General features: G+C 44.2%; 15 protein-coding genes and 2 CRISPR repeat arrays (1 of these 17 cut by a window edge). Of the genes, 13 read left to right on the top strand and 2 right to left on the bottom strand.

Translation table 11 applies throughout. From position 1 onward, the window contains the following. Positions 1-104: 104 nt before the first annotated feature. The 5 genes from BK126_RS09815 to BK126_RS09795 all read left to right on the top strand — a co-directional run bounded on the left by BK126_RS09815 (position 105) and on the right by BK126_RS09795 (position 6,593). Positions 105-1,115, top strand: a complete 1,011-nt coding sequence (locus BK126_RS09815; protein WP_076312344.1) for a LacI family DNA-binding transcriptional regulator — start codon at positions 105-107, stop codon at positions 1,113-1,115. A gap of 357 nt (positions 1,116-1,472) precedes the next feature. After that, complete coding sequence (locus tag BK126_RS09810) at positions 1,473-2,423, top strand: ABC transporter permease (protein ID WP_076312647.1); 951 nt, start codon at positions 1,473-1,475, stop codon at positions 2,421-2,423. A gap of 26 nt (positions 2,424-2,449) precedes the next feature. Next, entirely contained in the window at positions 2,450-3,337 is an 888-nt protein-coding gene (locus BK126_RS09805) for a carbohydrate ABC transporter permease (RefSeq protein ID WP_083655790.1), read from the top strand. Positions 3,338-3,531: 194 nt separating this feature from the next. After that, the gene (locus tag BK126_RS09800) at positions 3,532-5,172 is read left to right on the top strand and encodes a type 2 periplasmic-binding domain-containing protein (RefSeq protein ID WP_076312342.1); all 1,641 of its coding nucleotides are present in this window, start codon (positions 3,532-3,534) and stop codon (positions 5,170-5,172) included. A gap of 65 nt (positions 5,173-5,237) precedes the next feature. Then, complete coding sequence (locus BK126_RS09795) at positions 5,238-6,593, top strand: glycoside hydrolase family 30 protein (protein ID WP_371264598.1); 1,356 nt, start codon at positions 5,238-5,240, stop codon at positions 6,591-6,593. A 154-nt stretch (positions 6,594-6,747) separates the two neighbouring features. Here the strand turns inward: BK126_RS09795 and BK126_RS09790 are convergent, their stop codons facing one another. Both BK126_RS09790 and BK126_RS09785 read right to left on the bottom strand, forming a co-directional pair. Beyond that, entirely contained in the window at positions 6,748-7,401 is a 654-nt protein-coding gene (locus BK126_RS09790; RefSeq protein ID WP_083655789.1) for a DUF1796 family putative cysteine peptidase, read from the bottom strand. Positions 7,402-7,706: 305 nt separating this feature from the next. Then, positions 7,707-9,149: a methyl-accepting chemotaxis protein gene (locus BK126_RS09785; RefSeq protein ID WP_076312341.1), complete on the bottom strand. Its 1,443-nt coding sequence runs from the start codon at positions 9,147-9,149 to the stop codon at positions 7,707-7,709. A 249-nt stretch (positions 9,150-9,398) separates the two neighbouring features. Between BK126_RS09785 and BK126_RS29375 the strand changes: the two genes are divergently transcribed. The 8 genes from BK126_RS29375 (at position 9,399) to cas2 (ending at position 19,161) form a co-directional block, all read left to right on the top strand. Next, complete coding sequence (locus tag BK126_RS29375; RefSeq protein ID WP_177178810.1) at positions 9,399-9,557, top strand: hypothetical protein; 159 nt, start codon at positions 9,399-9,401, stop codon at positions 9,555-9,557. Between the two features lie 197 nt (positions 9,558-9,754). After that, positions 9,755-10,263: a CRISPR direct-repeat array (repeat unit 32 nt; unit sequence GTCGCATCCTACGTGGATGCGTGGATTGAAAT). 958 nt (positions 10,264-11,221) lie between these two features. After that, positions 11,222-13,663, top strand: a complete 2,442-nt coding sequence (locus BK126_RS09780; protein WP_076312340.1) for a CRISPR-associated helicase/endonuclease Cas3 — start codon at positions 11,222-11,224, stop codon at positions 13,661-13,663. Between the two features lie 20 nt (positions 13,664-13,683). After that, positions 13,684-14,406 (top strand): type I-C CRISPR-associated protein Cas5c, encoded by a 723-nt coding sequence (gene cas5c, locus BK126_RS09775; protein WP_076312339.1) that lies wholly within the window; start codon positions 13,684-13,686, stop codon positions 14,404-14,406. Beyond that, a complete protein-coding gene (gene cas8c, locus BK126_RS09770) occupies positions 14,403-16,325 on the top strand; it encodes a type I-C CRISPR-associated protein Cas8c/Csd1 (RefSeq protein WP_076312338.1) in 1,923 nt (640 codons plus the stop codon). Before cas5c ends, cas8c begins: the two co-directional genes overlap by 4 nt. Position 16,326: 1 nt before the next feature. Further along, positions 16,327-17,187 (top strand): type I-C CRISPR-associated protein Cas7/Csd2, encoded by an 861-nt coding sequence (gene cas7c / locus BK126_RS09765; protein ID WP_076312337.1) that lies wholly within the window; start codon positions 16,327-16,329, stop codon positions 17,185-17,187. Further along, entirely contained in the window at positions 17,177-17,833 is a 657-nt protein-coding gene (cas4, locus tag BK126_RS09760) for a CRISPR-associated protein Cas4 (RefSeq protein ID WP_076312336.1), read from the top strand. Before cas7c ends, cas4 begins: the two co-directional genes overlap by 11 nt. Next, on the top strand, positions 17,830-18,861 hold the full coding sequence (gene cas1c / locus BK126_RS09755) for a type I-C CRISPR-associated endonuclease Cas1c (protein WP_076312335.1): 1,032 nt from the start codon (positions 17,830-17,832) through the stop codon (positions 18,859-18,861). The genes cas4 and cas1c overlap by 4 nt, the downstream gene beginning before the upstream one ends. Positions 18,862-18,870: 9 nt before the next feature. After that, entirely contained in the window at positions 18,871-19,161 is a 291-nt protein-coding gene (gene cas2 / locus BK126_RS09750; protein WP_076312334.1) for a CRISPR-associated endonuclease Cas2, read from the top strand. A 168-nt stretch (positions 19,162-19,329) separates the two neighbouring features. Next, a CRISPR array of direct repeats spans positions 19,330-19,377; the repeat unit is 32 nt; unit sequence GTCGCATCCCACGTGGATGCGTGGATTGAAAT (it continues 1,333 nt past the right edge of the window).

Below are 19,377 nucleotides of genomic sequence, written 5' to 3'. Positions count from 1 at the left end.
TCAATACTGAAGAAAAATAAAGCTGCAAAAAAACAGTTGCCATAAAATCACACGTATAGTATATTCAGTTCATAAAAACGTTTTTATAAAAAGGAAGACAGCAGATGAGAAAGGTAACGATCAAGGATGTAGCAAGGGAGGCGGGGGTGTCGATCTCGACGGTCTCCAATGCGCTGAACGATGTGGACGTACTGAATCCGGAGACGAAGTCGCATATTCTAGACATCGCGAAGCGCCTGAACTATGTCCCGAACATCAACGGCAAGCTGCTGAAATCGGGCAAATCGAAGATGCTGGGCTTCTTCACCACAAGCGTGTCAGGACCGTACTTCTATACGCTGGTCGAGACGATGTCACGGGAATGTGACCGCCACGGCTACGGTCTGAACATCTTCGTAACCAAGGATAAGCAGGTCATTATGAGCAACATTCTCGGCGGAAGGGTCGATGGGGTCATTGTCTATGAAGAGCTGCGAATAGACGAGAATGACATCGCCATTATGGAGCAGAACAACATTAAGGCCGTATTTCTGGACCGCGAGATACAGAACGAAAACATGGGCAGTATTATCTTCGATTCCTATGTGGATGCGTACGAAGCAACGAAATACCTGATCAGTCTGGGCCACAAGAACATCGCCTATATCGCCGGTGTGGAGACGATGTTCGACAGCGAGCAGCGGAAGGCCGGATATCTGGCGGCATTGAGGGATTACGGGCTGAAGGCAGACGAGGACTATATTCTGCAAGGTTATTTTGAAGAGGAAGGCTCGTACGGCGCAGTCAAATCATTTGTGAATGTACATGGCAGCAAGCTGCCGGATGCATTCCTCGCAGGGAATGACCTTAGTGCGATCGGGGCCATGCGGGCACTCAAATCCCTCGGATACGAGATTCCCCAGGATACAAGTGTCGTTGGCTTTGACGATATTGACATTGCGCAGTATTTCTCACCTTCGCTGACTACCGTGCGCAACCAAATTGCTAGGCAGGGAATCCTGGTCGTCAACCATTTGATTCGCATGATCCAGGAGAAGGAAGAAGGAAGGCATGAGAAGCTGCCAGGAGAGCTCATCGTTAGAGGCTCGACGCAGATCAAAATGGTGCGGGACTAACCTTTTACGCTTTACTATAAAAGGGGGAGTTCCCGTCCAGCTTAATAGTAAACGCTTACAAAATTAGGATTCAGTTAAATTGGGCTGCACTCTGTTCATTATCTGCCCATTAGGATCGTCAGTCTAGCTGAGGCAGACATCCAGAATTTCAGCAGTCATTCTTCTAAAAAAGAACCATATTTTTTTGACCAAAAATAAAAACGTTTTTATTTTTCGGTGAAAATATCAAATTTCTGCATTGACTGAATCCATTTCATGAACACTATTTTGTTGCTCTGATCCAGAGTATAGGAGCAAAAAGGAGAGAAGCACATGAGCAAACCAGCTCTGATCCAGCCTGCGGATGCCTCGTCCCGTATGAGGAAGACGCCAGCCAAGAAGCCCATGGGGCAGCGGATCAAGGAATTCTGCGTGGATTACGTGAAGCAGTGGGAGCTTCAGTCCATGATTCTTCCGGGCGTACTATTTATGATTATCTTCAATTTTATACCGATCTATGGACTCACGATCGCCTTCAAGAGCTACACGGTCATTGACACGATCGACAGCGCACCATGGGTAGGGCTCGACAACTTCAAGATTATAATGACGGATCAGTATTTCTGGGAATCGGTCATCAATACACTTGGCATCAGCTTCCTGAAGCTGGCCATCGGGTTTGTTGTACCTATCATTCTAGCGATCATGATCTATGAACTAAGCGGGAGTCGATTCAAAAAGTTCGTCCAGACCGTATCCTATCTCCCTCACTTTCTCTCCTGGATCGTGCTGGGCGGGATGCTCATCACCTGGGTGTCAACGACAGGTCTGTTCAATCAGATTCTGCTCTCTCTCGGTCTGATCTCACAGCCGCAGAACATCCTGCTCGACCCAAGCAAGTACTGGTGGATCGCCGTTCTGTCTGACATCTGGAAAGAAGCGGGCTGGGGGACGATTCTGTACCTGGCAGTCATGTCGAAGATCGATCCTACCTATTATGAGGCTGCCAAGATCGATGGAGCCAACCGGCTTCGCCAAATATGGAACATCACGATTCCGAACATGAAGATGATCATCAGCTTGAACCTGATTCTAACCGTGAGCGGACTGCTCGGATCGAATCTGGATCAGACACTTGTGCTCATGAACTCACAGAACCGCGAAACTGCAGAGGTCATTAACTCCTATGTATACCGGATGGGGATGACGCAGGGGGACTTCTCCTACGCGACAGCAGTGGGTCTTGGCGTATCGATCGTTTCGGTTATTTTGCTGCTGACGGCGAACAAGATCACGAGCAGGCTGAACGATAATCAATCCGTGCTTTAAGGTTTTATATAAGGGGGGCAATACTTGTGAACTCAAAAGCAATTAAAGGAGACATCGACAGCCGGATCTTTAATGCGGTGAATACCACGCTGCTTGTGATTACGATGATAGTGATCATTGTTCCGCTCTGGAATGTCCTCGTTTCATCGTTTGCTTCCAGCAGAGCGTTGGCAGAGGGGGGCTTCATCTTCTGGCCGTCCGAGCTCTCACTGGAGAATTATCAGGCGGTGTTCCGGGATTCATCAATTTGGCAGGCATTTTTCATATCGATCTCCAAGACCGTCATTGGGGTGGTCACTCATGTATTCTTCTGTGCGATGGTCGCTTATGGTCTTAGTAAAAAATATGTACGCGGCCGCAAGCTCTACGTCTCCATGGGTGTCATTACGATGTTCTTCTCCGGCGGCATGATCCCTACCTACCTGCTCATCAAGGACCTCGGCCTGCTCGACAGCTTCTGGGTGTACATCATTCCGGCGCTGCTCAGCTATTATGATGTCGTCATTCTGATGAACTTCTTCCGGGGTGTGCCGGAAGCGCTGGAGGAATCGGCCAAGATCGACGGAGCCGGTGACTGGAAGGTGTTTCTCAAAATCTTCATCCCACTGTCCATGCCGGCCATGGCGACGATTGCGCTGTTTAACGGAGTCGGGCAGTGGAATGACTTTATGACAACCAAGCTGTATGTCACGAATGAAGCGCTGTATCCCTTGCAGATGAAGCTGTATGAGATTATTGTGCAGTCGCAGACACAGTCCATGCAAAATATCGGAGGATCGGTGGTCATCGAGACGGCGACCAAAGGCGTTCAGCTGGCGACGATCGTCATCACCACGCTGCCAATTGTCATTATCTATCCACTGTTGCAGCGCTATTTCATCTCCGGCATGATGCTCGGGGCAGTCAAGGAATAAGGAATAGCCGCTCAGTTATAAGACATTTTTCAGCTAAGACATTTTGAAAGCTTAAGGTATCCGGCAGCGCAAGTCATTCTGCCATTACTACAGCAACCTGTACCACAAAACAACGGCATCACAAGTAGCACAACATAGATTTGAAAAGATCTGTTTTTGGTAAGCGCTTCAATATCAAGAGGAGGGTATGAAATATGTCAAAGAGAACGTTGGGTTATGGCAAAAAAGGATTTGCGCTGACAGCGCTGCTGCTGTCCGTCATGCTTCTGGTCAGTGCTTGCGGCGGGGGAGGCTCCGGCTCCAAGGAAGCCAACTGGATCTCGATTGAGGATCGTTATACACCGGATGCAAGCAAGCCGGCCTGGCAGCTTGATACCAAGGAAGAGACTACAGAGCTGACCTGGTACGTGAATGCGGATTGGTGGAACACCGATTATGGCAATGATGTCGTAACGAAGAAGATCAAGGAAGACCTGAACATTAACATCAAATTCATCACAGGAGATGATACGAAGCTGAATACATTCTTTGCGGGCGGCGATATGCCGGATCTCATTACGACCTTCGGCATCAATTCCCCCGTCGTGCAGAAGGCTTCGACTTGGGCGCTTCCGCTGAATGATCTCGCTGAGAAATACGATCCTTATTTCAACACCGTGGCTGCGCAGGATACATTGAACTGGTTCCAGCTCGCAGACGGCAAGACATATGGCTACCCGAACTACTCCAATACGCAGGAGGACTACGATCAAGGAACGATTCCGGCCAAGACCGCCTTCATTATCCGCAAGGATGTGTATGAAGCGCTCGGCAGTCCGAGCATAGGCACACCGGAGGAATTCCAGTCTGTTATGAAGGACATTAAGGCACAGTTCCCTGAGCTTATTCCACTCGGCTTTAACTCGATTGGCGAAGGTACTGGATCTCTGGGCGACGTGCTGCAGGACTTCATCGGCGTACCGCTGGAGGATGAGAACGGCGGCTTCTACAACCGTAATTTGGATGAGGATTATCTCACTTGGTTGAAAACATTCAACTTGGTATATCGTGACGGCAACATTAGCGATGACAGCTTTGCCGATGATGGAACGGCATTTGAGGAAAAAGTAAAATCCGGCAAGTATGCAACGATTATGCTGGATGGCACACCGCAGCAGGGAGGCAATCTCCAGATCTTCATGACGGCCAATCCGGGCAAGGAGTATATCGCCATTGACGGACCGCAGAGCACCGTCGGCAACGCGCCGAAGCTGAATCAATCCGGGATCTCCGGCTGGATGGTCAGCTTCATTACGAAGCAAAACGCCGATCCTGCCAAATCTATGCAGCTGTTCACCTACCTCCTCAGTGAGGAAGGGCAAATGCTGATGAATTACGGCATTGAAGGCGAGACCTATGTGAAGAACGCGGATGGAACCGTACAGTTTACACCAGAGGTCAAAGAAATCCAGCAGAACAATGCAGATCAGTTCAAGAAGGAATACCGGATGGGTGAATTCATGTTCTTCGGACATGACAAGCACAAGACACTGAGTGAGGATGCATTCCCTGAGTCGATCAAGCAGATGCAGGCATGGGGTGAAGGTAAGCTCGTACCGCATTTTATCCTTGAAAATATCGACCCGGATCAAGGGACACCGGAAGCACGTGCTCTTACAGCAATCAATACGAAATGGAACACTTCCATGGTCAGCATGATCCGGTCGAAGGACGATGCCCAATTCGAAGCCGTACTGAATGAATACAAGCAGTTCCTCGATGCGAACAGCTGGGAGAAGATCGTAGAAATCCGTAGTGAGAAGATGAAAGCGAATAAAGAAAAGCTTGGACTTTAATGGAGTTTGAACTTAGAGCATACAGCGAAGAACGAATAAAGTACGGGGACACGGAGGAGAACAGCATGCAGAACTTGAAGGACCTGAACATCTACGAATCAAATGGAGAACAATCGTTGTTTGTAAACAAAACGAGAGCAGAGCTTACACCGCCGGACGCTGAGGCACAAACGTACAGCATTATTATCGATGACAGCGAGCAGTATCAGGAGATGGATGGCTTCGGAGCATCCTTCACCGATTCGGCTGCCTATCTAATTCATCAGGTGCTCTCGCCTGAGCAGCGTGAGGAGCTGATGCGCCGGCTGTTTGACGCTGCAGAAGGGATCGGGTTGTCCGTTATACGGAATCCGATGGGAGCTTCGGATTATGCCCGGGACTTCTACAGCTATAATGATCTGCCGGAGGGAGACACTGACCCAGAGCTTGAAAAATTCTCTACCCGGCATGATGAGGCGGACATTATTCCGCTCATGAAAGAAGCGGTGCGGCTGAATCCTCAGCTCAAGCTGATGGGCTCCCCCTGGAGCCCGCCGGGCTGGATGAAGACAAGCGGCTCCATGATCGGCGGCGAGCTGATCGAGCAATACTATCCGGTATATGCTGAATATTTTGTACGGTATATTAAGGCATATGCGGAGCATGGCTTGTCAGTCTATGCGATTACACCGCAGAATGAATCCTTGTATTCGCCCGGTCACTACCCGGGAATGATATTTCCGGCGGAGGATCAGGCACGGTTCATTAAGGAGCATCTGAAGCCAAGCTTCATCAGAAATGGAATAGATACCAAGATATTGTGCTACGATCACAACTGGGATAAGCCAGAGTACCCGCTGACCGTGCTTGACCAGGCGCTGGAAGCTGTGGACGGTGTTGCATGGCATTGGTATGGGGGCCGTCCTGGCGCACAGACCGATGTATTTCAGGCCTTCCCGGACAAAGAGGTGCATTTCACGGAAGGCTCCGGCGGGGAATGGATTCCGCCATTTGAGCAGGCCTTCTCCAATGTCATGCGTACAGGCATTGAAATTCTGCGCAATTACAGCAAATCGTTTGTGCTGTGGAATATGGCACTCGATGAGAACAATGGACCGGCAGTGCCGGGCTTTGGCAAGAGCACCTGCCGCGGAATTGTGACGGTTCATCAGGAGACCCGCGAGCTGACGTATACGCTTGATTATTATGCGCTTGCCCATTTCAGCAAGCATATTCGCCCGAAGGCGGTGCGCATCGGCTCCAGCAGCAATGAAACGGTTCGTTCCGTGGCGTTCAGGAATACGGACGGCTCCATCGCCGTCGTAATCTTCAATGACAGTGAGGAAGCGAATAATGTACAGGTCCAGATGCCAGGTACAGAAGAAGCTCTAAGCTTCCAAATGGAAGCCAAAAGCGCTGTAACTCTCGCCTTCGGCGCTTAACCATTTTTCAATTTCCTTCAATTCATAAAGGCAGCAATAGTGGAGAATCATCTCACCTATAGCTGCCTTTATTTTTTTGGTAATGAAGATTTGTCCCTCCATTGGAAAAGAACAATAAATAATGAATACAACAGTCGGAAACAACAGCGGCGCATTATGTCTGCAAACTAAACCCGTTCAGCAAAACATCCCATGTTGCATCATCGCCAGCCCGGTTCGGAATGCCAAGAGAGCAGATGCCAGGAAGCGCCCAGCCGTTATCGACGACGGATGTCAGTCCATCCATACCATTCACGATCAGAATGTTATAGCTGCCGCCAGTAAGGGGGCGGAGTATATTTTGCAGCTGAAGCGCTTCCTCATATGTGCTGCCCCAGCGGATGAACAGCACTCTTCTGCTCGTGCTTAATACTTCCAGAAGACGCTGGCTGCGCATGTCGATTTTTTGCTTGAACTCGGGATAGACTGCTGTCCATGCCTGCCCCTCGACGACGGGGAAATCATGAACCGATATGACATTATAATAGTGGTCTTTCACAAAATAGGATTTCAGCGGTGTCACCTTCTCATTGTCCACAAAGGTGGCGTATCCGTCGATCAGTCCCATGTTGGGTAGCTCCATGTATCCCTGGAAACGATTCTGCAGCAGCCGATTTACATCAGTCAGTGATAAGGAGACCGACCAGTCGAGCGGGGCAGAGAAGGTGCGAAGCCCTTTCCGCCGCAAGTGGGCTGCCGGCTCGCATGAGCTTCCTAGGCTTACGTAGCAATCATAGGCACCTTGAATTTCTTGCAGGATCATGTCCATTCACTTCTTCCTGATCATTTATACATTCTATGTGCGATCTGGAAGGAAGGACTGGACCTTCGAGGAGATGAGCCGGCAGCTTTTTTTGATAAGTCGCTGGAATTGGGCTGTGTTTCACCAAGAGGAAGGCTGACACGAGGAAGCACCCCTCTATCCATAAACGAGAAAAAGGAAGCTTCTCTGGCTGTTCATTAAAACGACTCACAATCTGGGTCATCGTTTAATACGCAGGGAGGCTTCCTTTTATATGAGTGGTTCACTGAAATGGGCATGGTTAGTCTGAAGAATCAATGTTACTGTGACCGTTACTGCAAGGTCTTGTCGATAGCTTGAGCGATTTCATTGAGCTTCTGAATACTTGCCACAATTTCGTTCACCCGATACTGCTGCAGCTCGGCACTTGCCAGCACTTCCTCGACGGAAGCGGCAGATTGTTCTGTAACGGAGGATACGGAGGCGATCTCATCCGTAATTTGAGTGGATGCAGACTGGAGCTGCATATTCAGATCGAGCAGATGATCTGCCTGATCCATAACTTCCTTCGTATTTGCATTGATCTCCTGAAATAAAGCGGTGATGATATCCGCTGATTCCGCACCAGAGCGGGAAGCGGTCTGGCCCTCTGAAATGCGGACCGCAGCTGAGCTGATATTATTCTGAATCGAAGATAGAATACCTGCAATATCTGATGAAGCACGGTGTGTCAGCTGAGCAAGCTGGCGGATCTCCTCGGCGACAACAGCGAAGCCTCTCCCGTGTTCTCCTGCACGAGCCGCTTCAATCGAAGCGTTGAAGGACAGGAGATTGGTCTGCTTGGCGATCTCCTCAATGGAAGAGAGGATGCCGCCAATTTTAACATTTTCCGAATTGACCTTATCCATGATCACGGCTGTATTATCAACGAGCTCAGAGACCTGATGCATTTTGGCTGCAAGATCGGTAATCTGGTCTTGGCCTTCCTTTGTCAGCTCGGCAGCCTTGTTGGCCTTTTCACTTGTTGTCTCTGAGGCCGCAAAGGTGCGCTGCACCGAATCATTCAGACTCTCCATCGCAGAGCTGATGTCCGAAACGCTGCTTGCCTGGGATTCGATACCTGCAGACATCTCGTGAAATGCAGCCAGAACCTCAGCGTTGATCTTTCCTGCCATGACGGCATTTTCATTCAGTTCCTTGCCTGAGGTATTCAGCGTTGTAGAAACCGTTCTTGCTTCATTAATGAGCACTTCAACCCGTTCTTTGGCATCGTTCGCCTCTTTCATGCTGACGTCCATATTTTTCAGCATTCGGGTTCCGACCGTACTCTGTCCAATTAAGGTCAGGAGAACGACGATATAGAACGTGTTGAGGCTGATGACATCCACATTGATATAGGCAGTAGCGGCAAAATAATTCAACAAGGCCAGCCCAATGATTCCATTTACAATCATAATGAATCGATCCATATAGAGGGAGCAGAAGGCCAGTCCCAAGTATAATACGAGAGAATTGGTCACAGCTGAGCCCATCGACATAATTGAGAAGCTGATAATGTTAATACCGATTACCATTAAGTATCTAATTTGCGGTATGAAGAGTTTTTTCCAATACAGGAAGGTGCTTAATAAACAAATAGGAATGGCAGGATAGGCGATTGACAATACCCCATCCAGCGAATCGATTGTCGATACGATACCAAGGACGGTGCATATCCACAGCAGCAATACCAGCAGACCGTTTCTTTTGTGTAGTTCGAGTAAATCTTGCGTCATTCATGTTCCTCCTGTAATTGAAAATAAATATTTCGGGCGTTTATCTGTTCACAAAAGAATGTTGCTCCAATAATGGCCTGGTATCTTGTAAAAATGTTAAGATAAACATTATCGGCCAAATCACATTCATCGTTCTATGCAGCAATGAAATGGATTCAATCTTTAAATATATCGTCCAAAATCTATACATAGCTTAGGGCTTTTTATGACTTGTAAGAAATTACCTTAGAGCAGGAGGAGAGGAGTTTAATGAAGGCAATTATTAATATGATGTATTCGGTGCTGATCCTTATCGCCATCTTGGGCTTGCTCATCACCGATATGTCGTCAAGCAACGTTATGCTGTCCATCACAGCGATCATAATTTGTGCATTAGGACTCTATCTAGTTAATCGGAAGAAGAAGTAATGTTAATTACAGGTACTAGAAATTTAAAGTGCGAATGTATAGTGAACATAAATTTGTAGGGAGATTCGCACTTTATTATTCACGATTTTTTTGTATTATTGATAATATATGTTATGTGATATGAGATGGAAGTAGTTAATATTCATATACATCCCTTTTTTTATCGATATTTCGACAATACTTGCTAGAATATCGGAGTCGCATCCTACGTGGATGCGTGGATTGAAATCGTCTATCTGCGCGCGCATCATTTTCGTTCGCACAACGTCGCATCCTACGTGGATGCGTGGATTGAAATCGTGGTCTACCACCATTTACTGCCGTCCTTAACGGCGGTCGCATCCTACGTGGATGCGTGGATTGAAATTTGAAAGGGGTACAATCCTAATGCGTGATATTGTAGTCGCATCGTACGTGGATGCGTGGATTGAAATTCGCTTGCAATATGCAAATAAGCTGCATAGTTGGACGTCGCATCCTACGTGGATGCGTGGATTGAAATCGAAGACAAGATTGACCCAACGTATTCGCGTTCAAATGTCGCATCCTACGTGGATGCGTGGATTGAAATTTCAATGGGCTGTGGGGCTACGCTGGCTTCCTCCGTCGCATCCTACGTGGATGCGTGGATTGAAATGCTGTAAGGCACTATGTATTCCTCCCCAAATAATAGCGTCGCATCCTACGTGGGTGTGTGGATTGAAACCTAAGCCGAAAGTATATCATTTTGAAGGTGGTAGGTGTCGCATCCTACGTGAAGGTGAGCATTAAATCCTTGACAGCCTCATCGGATCGAAATTTGTGGATTGCAACCTGCACCATAGACATGCAGCATAATAACCCTAATTCACTGAAGCTGAATCTCTCATAATTTGTAATTTTTATTGAAAAAAGGAATTTTATATGATAGGATATATTCGTCGCGGTTAGTCAGCGTGGATTTAAAAAATAAAAATGTAATTAGTACTAATCAAGGGCAGTTATGTGAGAGCTGCCCCTTATTTTTTACAGACTTATTCCCCGATTAAGGAACACGATATTTTCTTCTCAGAATTACATTCGTTTTGGTTGTACTAAAATGTAATCTACCCCATGATTATCACTTCAAAAGTTTTTCTTTTAATGGATTATAATTAGCCCACTCTTAAACAAAATGAATTTTCCTAAAGTGACTATCTTTATTTCCAAAGATATTCTCTAAATTTTTTTCGGAAAATTTGGACTTCAATAATAATGTAATTAAAGGTCAATTTATTTACTAAAGAATATATGGATGAGGAGTGCTCCCCGATGAACAAGCCCCTAACATGTGTCTGTAAGGCATGTGGGAAAAGACGAAGTAATCAGAAATTGCTTTATGAAACGACTTCGACTTCTCTCACCCCATTTTGTAAAAATTCTTTTGATTGCACTCGTGAGAATCTAAACCATATGGAACAAATTAGATTGCGGAGAGGAGAGACTGTTTCAATGGTACCGTATGAGATGGCGGAGTTAATTAATAAGGGGAAAGATCTCTTACGAGATCAACGTAGTTTGTCAAAAGATATATCCCATTTTTTAGAAACATATGTTTGGTGACAGACTGTGGACAAATTTAATCTATATATTAATACTAGATTAGAAATCCAAATGTAGACAATATAAAAATGAGGAGGGCCCGAATGAATTTCATTGCGCATATTCGAGAGAGAGATCAAGCGCAGCAACGGGTAGAATCACATCTTCTAGAAGTAAAAAAGTTGGCAGAATCTATTGGAAGTAAGATAGGAGTAGCTCATATTGCTGGATTGGCCGGATTACTGCATGACATGGGGAAATTTACAGATCGTTTTCGGACATACATACTAGAAGCGGTACAAAATCCAGATCATCCACCTAAAAGAGGCAGCGTTGATCATTCGACTGCCGGTGGAAAGCTCTTATATGAGTTGTATCACCAAGAAGGACGCCAACTGAATACTGCCCTACTTGCCGAAATTGTTGGCAATGCGATTATTTCCCATCATTCCTATCTGCAGGACTACCTGGATGCTAATTTGGAATCCAGATTTTTAGACCGCGTCCGGGACAAAGAGCTTCTTGAATATGAACAGGCGAAAAAAGCCTTTTTTGAAATCGTAATGAGAAAGGAGGAATTTTCAAAGTACGTCTCTCAGGCAGCAAAAGAATTGGACCAATTTATGGCACAAGAAGCATCTTACGCATTGGAGACGAAGCTGATGTTTTTAACCAAGTTTATTTTCAGTGCACTTATTGATGCTGACCGAACAAATACGCGATTGTTTGAAGAGGGCATAGAAAATGAACAAATCAATGAAGTTGAGAGAAGCAGCCTGTTTTTTTCTTATTATGATCTCCTCATGAAGAAGATCGAATCCTTTCGAACCGAGTCAAATAATAACCCTGTTAACCTTCTACGAAGGCAAATGTCTGAGCAATGTGAGATGTTTGCTGACAAACCCTCAGGTATCTACACCTTATCTATACCAACAGGCGGGGGCAAAACGTTAGCGAGTCTGCGCTATGCCCTGAGGCATGCATTGAATTATGACAAGAAACGAATCATTTATATCCTTCCTTATACCACTATTATTGAACAAAACACAGCTGAAATCAGACAGATACTAATGGACGATGAGAATATATTGGAGCATCATTCCAACATTATAGAAGATTCTAATGATGACGATGAACTCGAGGATGGACTGATTAATAAGCGGCAGAAATGGAAACTGGCAAAGGATAACTGGGATTCTCCCATTATTTTTTCGACGATGGTTCAATTTCTTAATGTCATCTATGCTAAAGGGTCCAGAAATATTCGAAGATTTCATAACTTAAGTGAATCTATCATCATATTTGACGAAGTGCAGAAGGTCCCTGTTTCATGCGTGTCGTTATTTAATCAGGCTTTGAATTTCATGAAAACTTACTGTTCCACAAGTATAGTGCTCTGTACCGCAACTCAGCCTGCACTTCATTATGTTGAGAATAAGCTGGAAGTGAATCCAGATGGTGAAATCATTGATAACCTGAATGAAGTCATTAGCGCTTTCAAAAGAGTAGAGATTATAGACAAAGCAACAAATATAACAATGAATAATAATCAGCTTTCAGAATTTGTCACCGAGAAGATGGAAGAACTCAATAGTGTACTGATTATTCTAAATACCAAAACGGTGGCTAAGAGGCTATATACACAATTAATTTCCGATAGAAGAGAAGATGTATCTATATACCATTTGAGTACTTCCATGTGTGCTGCCCATCGCAAGGACGTTTTAAATAAGGTACGCACTCATCTGAAAAACAAAGAGAGAGTTGTCTGTATCAGTACTCAGTTAATTGAGGCTGGGGTGGATGTGAGTTTTGAATGTGTAATCCGATCATTGGCAGGTCTTGACTCTATTGCTCAAGCAGCAGGAAGATGTAACCGTCACGGTGAGTATGGAGTGAGACAGGTATATGTAATCGACCATATGGAAGAGAAATTGGACAAATTACCAGAAATTAAGGCAGGCAAACAGATAACCAAGTGGATCCTTATCGATATGTTGAAAGATCCTTCAGCTCATGGTGGTCAATTGCTATCCACAGAAGCAATGAAGAGATATTTTGAGGAACTGTATGGTCATTTTCGCTCAGATCTCAATTACCGCTTACCACAACTGGGACCGGACATTACCATCTCCCGACTTTTGACCGCCGCTAGAAAGAACAGCCCGTTTTTTCATGATTACGCTACCAGACATCAGACAGCCCTGCCTCTGTACTTAGCCAATAGCTACAATACAGCAGCAGCTCATTTTGAAGTAATTGACAATATGACAACATCAGTCATAGTTCCATATGGGCAAGAAGGCAAAGATATTATTGCTGATCTGAATGGTGATACCCAAATAGGTGATCTCACACGATTATTAAGGAAATCCCAGCAGTATACCATCCAGTTATTCCACCATGAATTGCAGATACTCGCTAGAAATGAAGGACTTAAAAGTTTGCTAGATGGTAAAGTGTTGATTCTGAGTGAGAGTGCTTATGACGAAGAGTATGGTCTGAATTTGCAAAATGAAAGCAACTTGGAACTGAACTTTTATTGACGGGAAAGGAGGTGAGGAAAATGAGAAACTCCATTGAATTTGAAGTATATGGTGACTACGCTCTCTTTACGGATCCGCTGACCAAATTGGGGGGAGAGAAGCTCACTTATCAAATACCGACTTATCAAGCTATTAAAGGGATTGTCGAAAGCATTTACTGGAAGCCTACATTGATTATGTATGTAGATGAGATCAGAGTAATGAATCCGATCAGTATGGAGTCCAAGGGGATACGTCCTATAGATTACAGCGGTGGCAATACGCTTGCAAATTATACGTATCTGAAAAATGTCCGGTATCAAGTACGGGCGCATTTTGAATTTAATATGCACCGTCCGGATTTAAAGCATGATCATAATGAACATAAGCATCACAATATCTTAAAGCGCGCTTTGGCTGCAGGAGGACGCAGAGATATTTTTCTGGGGACACGGGAATGTCAAGGTTATGTAGAGCCATGCGAATTTGGATCCGGGGATAGCCACTATGATAGCTATGATGGAGAAATTCATTTTGGAAATATGGTGCATGGATTGAACTATCCAGATGAAACAGGAAGGAATCAGCTAGAGGTCAGGTTGTGGAATCCAGTGATGAAAAAAGGAGTAATTAAATTTATTAGACCAGAGAGCTGCACACAAGTCCGTGTCATTCGGAATATGGAGTTAAAGCTGTTTGACAAATCAAATGTAGTATCAGTAGATGTGCTGCATGAACAGATGGAAGAGGAGGGAACTCCATGAGCTGGATGCTTAAATTATATGAAACGTATGAATCAAATTCAGATCGGATTGGTGTGACCGAAACCAATCGCAGCAATCGGGAATATACACTCCTTCCCATCTCACATACCACTCAAAACGCTCATATCGAAGTATACATTACGGAAGATGGGAAATTTCATTCTGCACATGTAATTGATAAGCCCAATGCTAGCACTTTAATTCCTTGTACTGAGAAATCATCTAGTCGTGCAGGGTCGGTAATTGCGCCGTACCCCCTACACGATAAGCTGAGCTATGTTGCAGGTGATTTTTTGAAATATGGAGGAGAGGTAAAGGGTGAGGAGCCTTTTGCAACGTATATTCAAGAACTTAGAAATTGGGCAAATTCCCCATATGGTCATCCTAAGGTAAAGAGTATTTACGCGTATTTAAGTAAAGGAAGGCTAATACAAGATTTAATTGAAGATAAGAAACTATTTGTTGATAATAACCACCGTCTAATTGTGAAGTGGGATAAGAAGTATGAAGCGCTATCTTCAGAAAGACCACCGATCTATGGGGTCATCGCTGGAGGACTAGAGAGTGCTTTTATTCGATTTACGGTGTATTCACCAAATAACATACTCACAAAGGTTTGGGAAGATCCTGAAGTGTATGAATCTTTCATTCAATATTATCAAGGTCTTTTAGGCAGTGAAGATCTTTGTTATGTGACAGGTAAATTACTTCCCAGTACCGAGAGACATGCGAATAAGATCAGGAATGCAGCAGATAAGGCAAAATTGATATCAGCTAACGACACCAGCGGATTTACGTTTAGAGGCAGATTCACAGACAGTAAGGATGCTGCGAGTATAAGCTATGAAGTCTCGCAGAAGGCACATAATGCACTGAAGTGGCTTATTCAGCGTCAAGGGAAATCGGTAGATCAGCGGGTATTCCTCGTGTGGACGAATGAGGAAACTTCAAATATTCCTGATCCCATGGAGGACAGCTTTGATATTGCGCCAGGTTCTGTCACGGTTAGAAAACAATCCAATACGAATGTAACTTACGCAAAAGAATTTGCTAAAGCAATGGATGGGTACAGATATAATCTATCTATGAGAACCGAAGTAAATATTATGGTCTTGGACTCAGCGACGACTGGACGTATGGCTGTTCTGTATTATCGAAATTTTCAGAAAGAGCTATATCTGGATAAGATCGAAAAATGGCATACCACTTGTGCGTGGCTCCATCGTTATCGTAAAAATGAGGATGGGGAATTTGTACAATTTTTTGGCGCACCGGCTACTAAAGACATTGCGTTTGCTGCGTACGGACCGAGAGCAAGTGAGAAGGTCGTAAAAGGACTGATTGAACGCCTTCTTCCTTGTATTGTGGATGGGATGAAGCTGCCGAGGGACATTGTGACAAGTGTTTATCAAAGAGCATCAAATCCTGCAGCCATGGACAAGTGGGAATGGGAAAAGACACTTAGTATCGCGTGTGCTTTGATAAATAAAATGCTAATGGAGCAAGGGGAGGGTTTTCAATTGGGACTGGATATCAATTGTGAAGACCGGAGCTATTTGTTTGGTCGTATGCTTGCGGTGGCGGATGTATTGGAGCGGCGGGCGTTAGGTGACGAGAAGAGGGCGACGAATGCGATACGTTATATGAACGCTTTTGCCAATCACCCTGAAAGAACCTGGAAAGTAATACATGCAGCTTTACAGCCTTATCAAGTTCGCCTCGGCAGAGAAGCTGTAATTTGGACCCGAATCATAGATGAGATTAGCAGCAAGTTTAAACTGGAAGATTTTAATAATCAGCCGCTGTCAGGAAAATATTTGTTAGGTTTCTCCAGTCAACGACATGAGCTTTATCAGAAAAAAGATAAAAATCAAGCAGCAGAAACACCAGATAAAAATGACGAAGAAGGAGTGGTATAGAATGTCAACATTAACTCATAAGATTGATTTTGCGGTTGTTTTATCTGTTCGAAATGCAAATCCTAATGGTGATCCGCTTAATGGGAATCGCCCGAGGCAAAACTATGATGGTTACGGTGAGATTTCGGATGTAGCGATTAAGAGAAAAATAAGAAACAGGCTTCAGGATTTGGGCGAGGCTATATTTGTACAGTCAAACGATCGCAAGAATGATGAATATGGCAGCTTGCGAGAACGTGCTGATGCGAATGAAGCGCTAAACAGCATTATGAAATCCAAAAATATTTCCGAAGAAGAGTTCGCAAGAGTAGCGTGTGAGACATGGCTCGATGTCCGCAGTTTCGGACAGGTGTTTGCGTTTAAGGCGTCAGGAGGAAAAGGAGTCTCTGTAGGAGTGCGAGGTCCTGTTTCGTTACACACTGCTAAGAGTGTCGACCCGATTGATATCACTAGTCTGCAAATTACCAAAAGTGTAAATTCTGAACCAGGAGCTGACAGGGGCAGTGATACAATGGGGATGAAGCATCGTGTTGATTTTGGACTTTATGTATTTTACGGAAGCATTAACACTCAGCTTGCAGCAAAAACAGGATTTACGAATGAGGATGCAGAGAAAATAAAAGAAGCCTTAGCTACGCTATTTGAAAATGATGCTTCTGCTGCCCGACCTGATGGCAGTATGGAAGTACATAAAGTTTACTGGTGGGAACATAGTTCCATGCTAGGTCAATACTCTTCCGCTAAGGTTCATCGCTCACTAGATATCAAGAAGAAACGTGAAAATCCTCAAGCCTTTGAAGACTATTCCATTGAATTATATGAGCTGAATGGTCTTAACGTACAGATCATTGATGGACACTAGTACAGAAGATTACCTCATGTTGTCTGGTATTCAGCATTTTAAGTTTTGCAAAAGACAGTGGGCTCTAATTCATATCGAACAGCAGTGGGAAGATAATGTGAAGACCGTAGAAGGTCAGTATTTGCATCAGAAAGCCGATCAACCGTTTATTCGCGAAAAAAGAAACAATAAACTTACTGTCAGAGCAATGCCTGTAAAATCAGAGATGCTGAAAATATCTGGTATCTGTGATGTCGTTGAATTTATTCAGGATTATAATGGTGTGGAAATCAACGGAATGAATGGCAAGTATATGGCATACCCGGTAGAGTACAAGAGGGGAAAACCGAAATTAAATGACGCGGATGTATTACAGCTAGCTGCACAAGCCATTTGTTTGGAAGAGATGCTTCTTTGTTCAATATCTAAAGGATATATCTACTATCATGAGATTAAGCACAGGCTTGAAATACCGATAACGCAAGACCTAAAAGCTGATGTAAATCTCATTGTTAAAGAGATGTATGACTATTACTACAGAAAATATACACCCAAAGTGAAGACAGGTTCTTTCTGTAAAAATTGTTCGCTTCAAACGGTATGTCTTCCTGAAATGATGACGAAGCGGTCTGTACACAGCTACATAGAAGGGAAATTAAAAGAATGAAAAAACTATTAAATTCCCTATATGTTACTCAACCTGAGGTGTATATGTCACTGGATGGTGATAACATTGTTTTGTTAAAAGATCAGGAGCGACTAGGGAGGTTACCACTTCACAATTTAGATTCGATTGTAGCTTTCGGATACACCGGTGCAAGTCCTGCATTAATGGGATACTGTGCAGAGCGAAATATTTCAATTGTGTTTATGACCATGAATGGAAGATTCCTAGCAAGAGTATCAGGAGAGAGCAGAGGGAATGTTATTCTGCGTAAGAATCAATATCGACGATCTGAAAATGAGACTGAATCCGCACAGATAGCCAGAAATTTCATTCTTGGGAAGATATACAACCAAAAGTGGATGATTGAGCGAATGACAAGGGATTATCCACTTCGTATCGATGTCACAAGGTTTAAGGAAGTTTCATTGAACTTATCCGCTATAATGCTTGTTATAAGAGATTGCGATGATCTTGAAAGATTAAGAGGATTAGAAGGGCAAGCAGCATTAAGCTATAATCAATTGTTCAATGATATGATATTACAGCAGAAAGATTACTTCTACTTTCATGGCCGGTCACGCAGGCCGCCACTGGACAACGTGAATGCGATGTTATCACTTGCCTATACCTTATTGGCTAACGATACGGCGTCTGCTCTGGAAGGGGTAGGTCTCGATGCATATGTTGGATTTCTGCATCGAGACCGTCCTGGACGAGCATCTCTTGCTTTAGATTTAATGGAGGAGTTGCGCGGAATTTATGCAGACAGGTTTGTTCTTTCACTGATAAACAAACAAGTGATGAATGCAGCTGATTTTCATCGTAAAGAAAATGGTGCGGTTCTAATGACGAATGAGGGCAGAAAGAAGTTTTTGTCTGCTTGGCAGAGCAAGAAGCAGGATAAGATAACCCACCCCTATCTAGGGGAGAAAATCAATTGGGGGCTGGTTCCTCATGTACATTCTCTATTGCTTTCTCGTTATTTGAGAAATGATCTGGATGAGTATCCACCATTTTTGTGGAAGTAGGTGCTGCGAGTGATGGTTATCATTACTTATGATGTCAGTACACAGACGACTAATGGTCAGGCTAGATTGCGAAGAGTTTCTAAGACCTGCCAGGATTATGGGCAACGTGTGCAGAATTCAGTATTCGAGTGCATCTTAGATGCTACACAACTAACTATTCTTAAACAGAAATTACTTAAAATTATTGATGATGAAACAGATAGTTTGCGAATATATCAATTAGGGAACAGTTATAAACATAAGATAGAGCATTTTGGTATCAAAAGTTCGATTGATCTCGAAGGTCCTATTATTTTTTAGTGCGAACCTGAAGTGGACATAATTTTACAGGGAGATTCGCACCGTAATAATCAATCTGATAAAGGGTATTTTTACAAATTATAGATTTAATATTAGTTATACGAGTAATTATTTAACCGAATGCTTTTAAAACCCCGATTATTCGACAGGATTCTGTCCAAAATCGGAGTCGCATCCCACGTGGATGCGTGGATTGAAATTAGGATTAACTGCTTC

Origin of the sequence: Paenibacillus sp. FSL H7-0326, assembly GCF_001955535.1 — a bacterium.
GTDB lineage: Bacteria > Bacillota > Bacilli > Paenibacillales > Paenibacillaceae > Paenibacillus > Paenibacillus shunpengii.
Note: the sequence above shows the minus strand (reverse complement) of the source record. Positions and strands in the feature narration are given on the sequence as shown.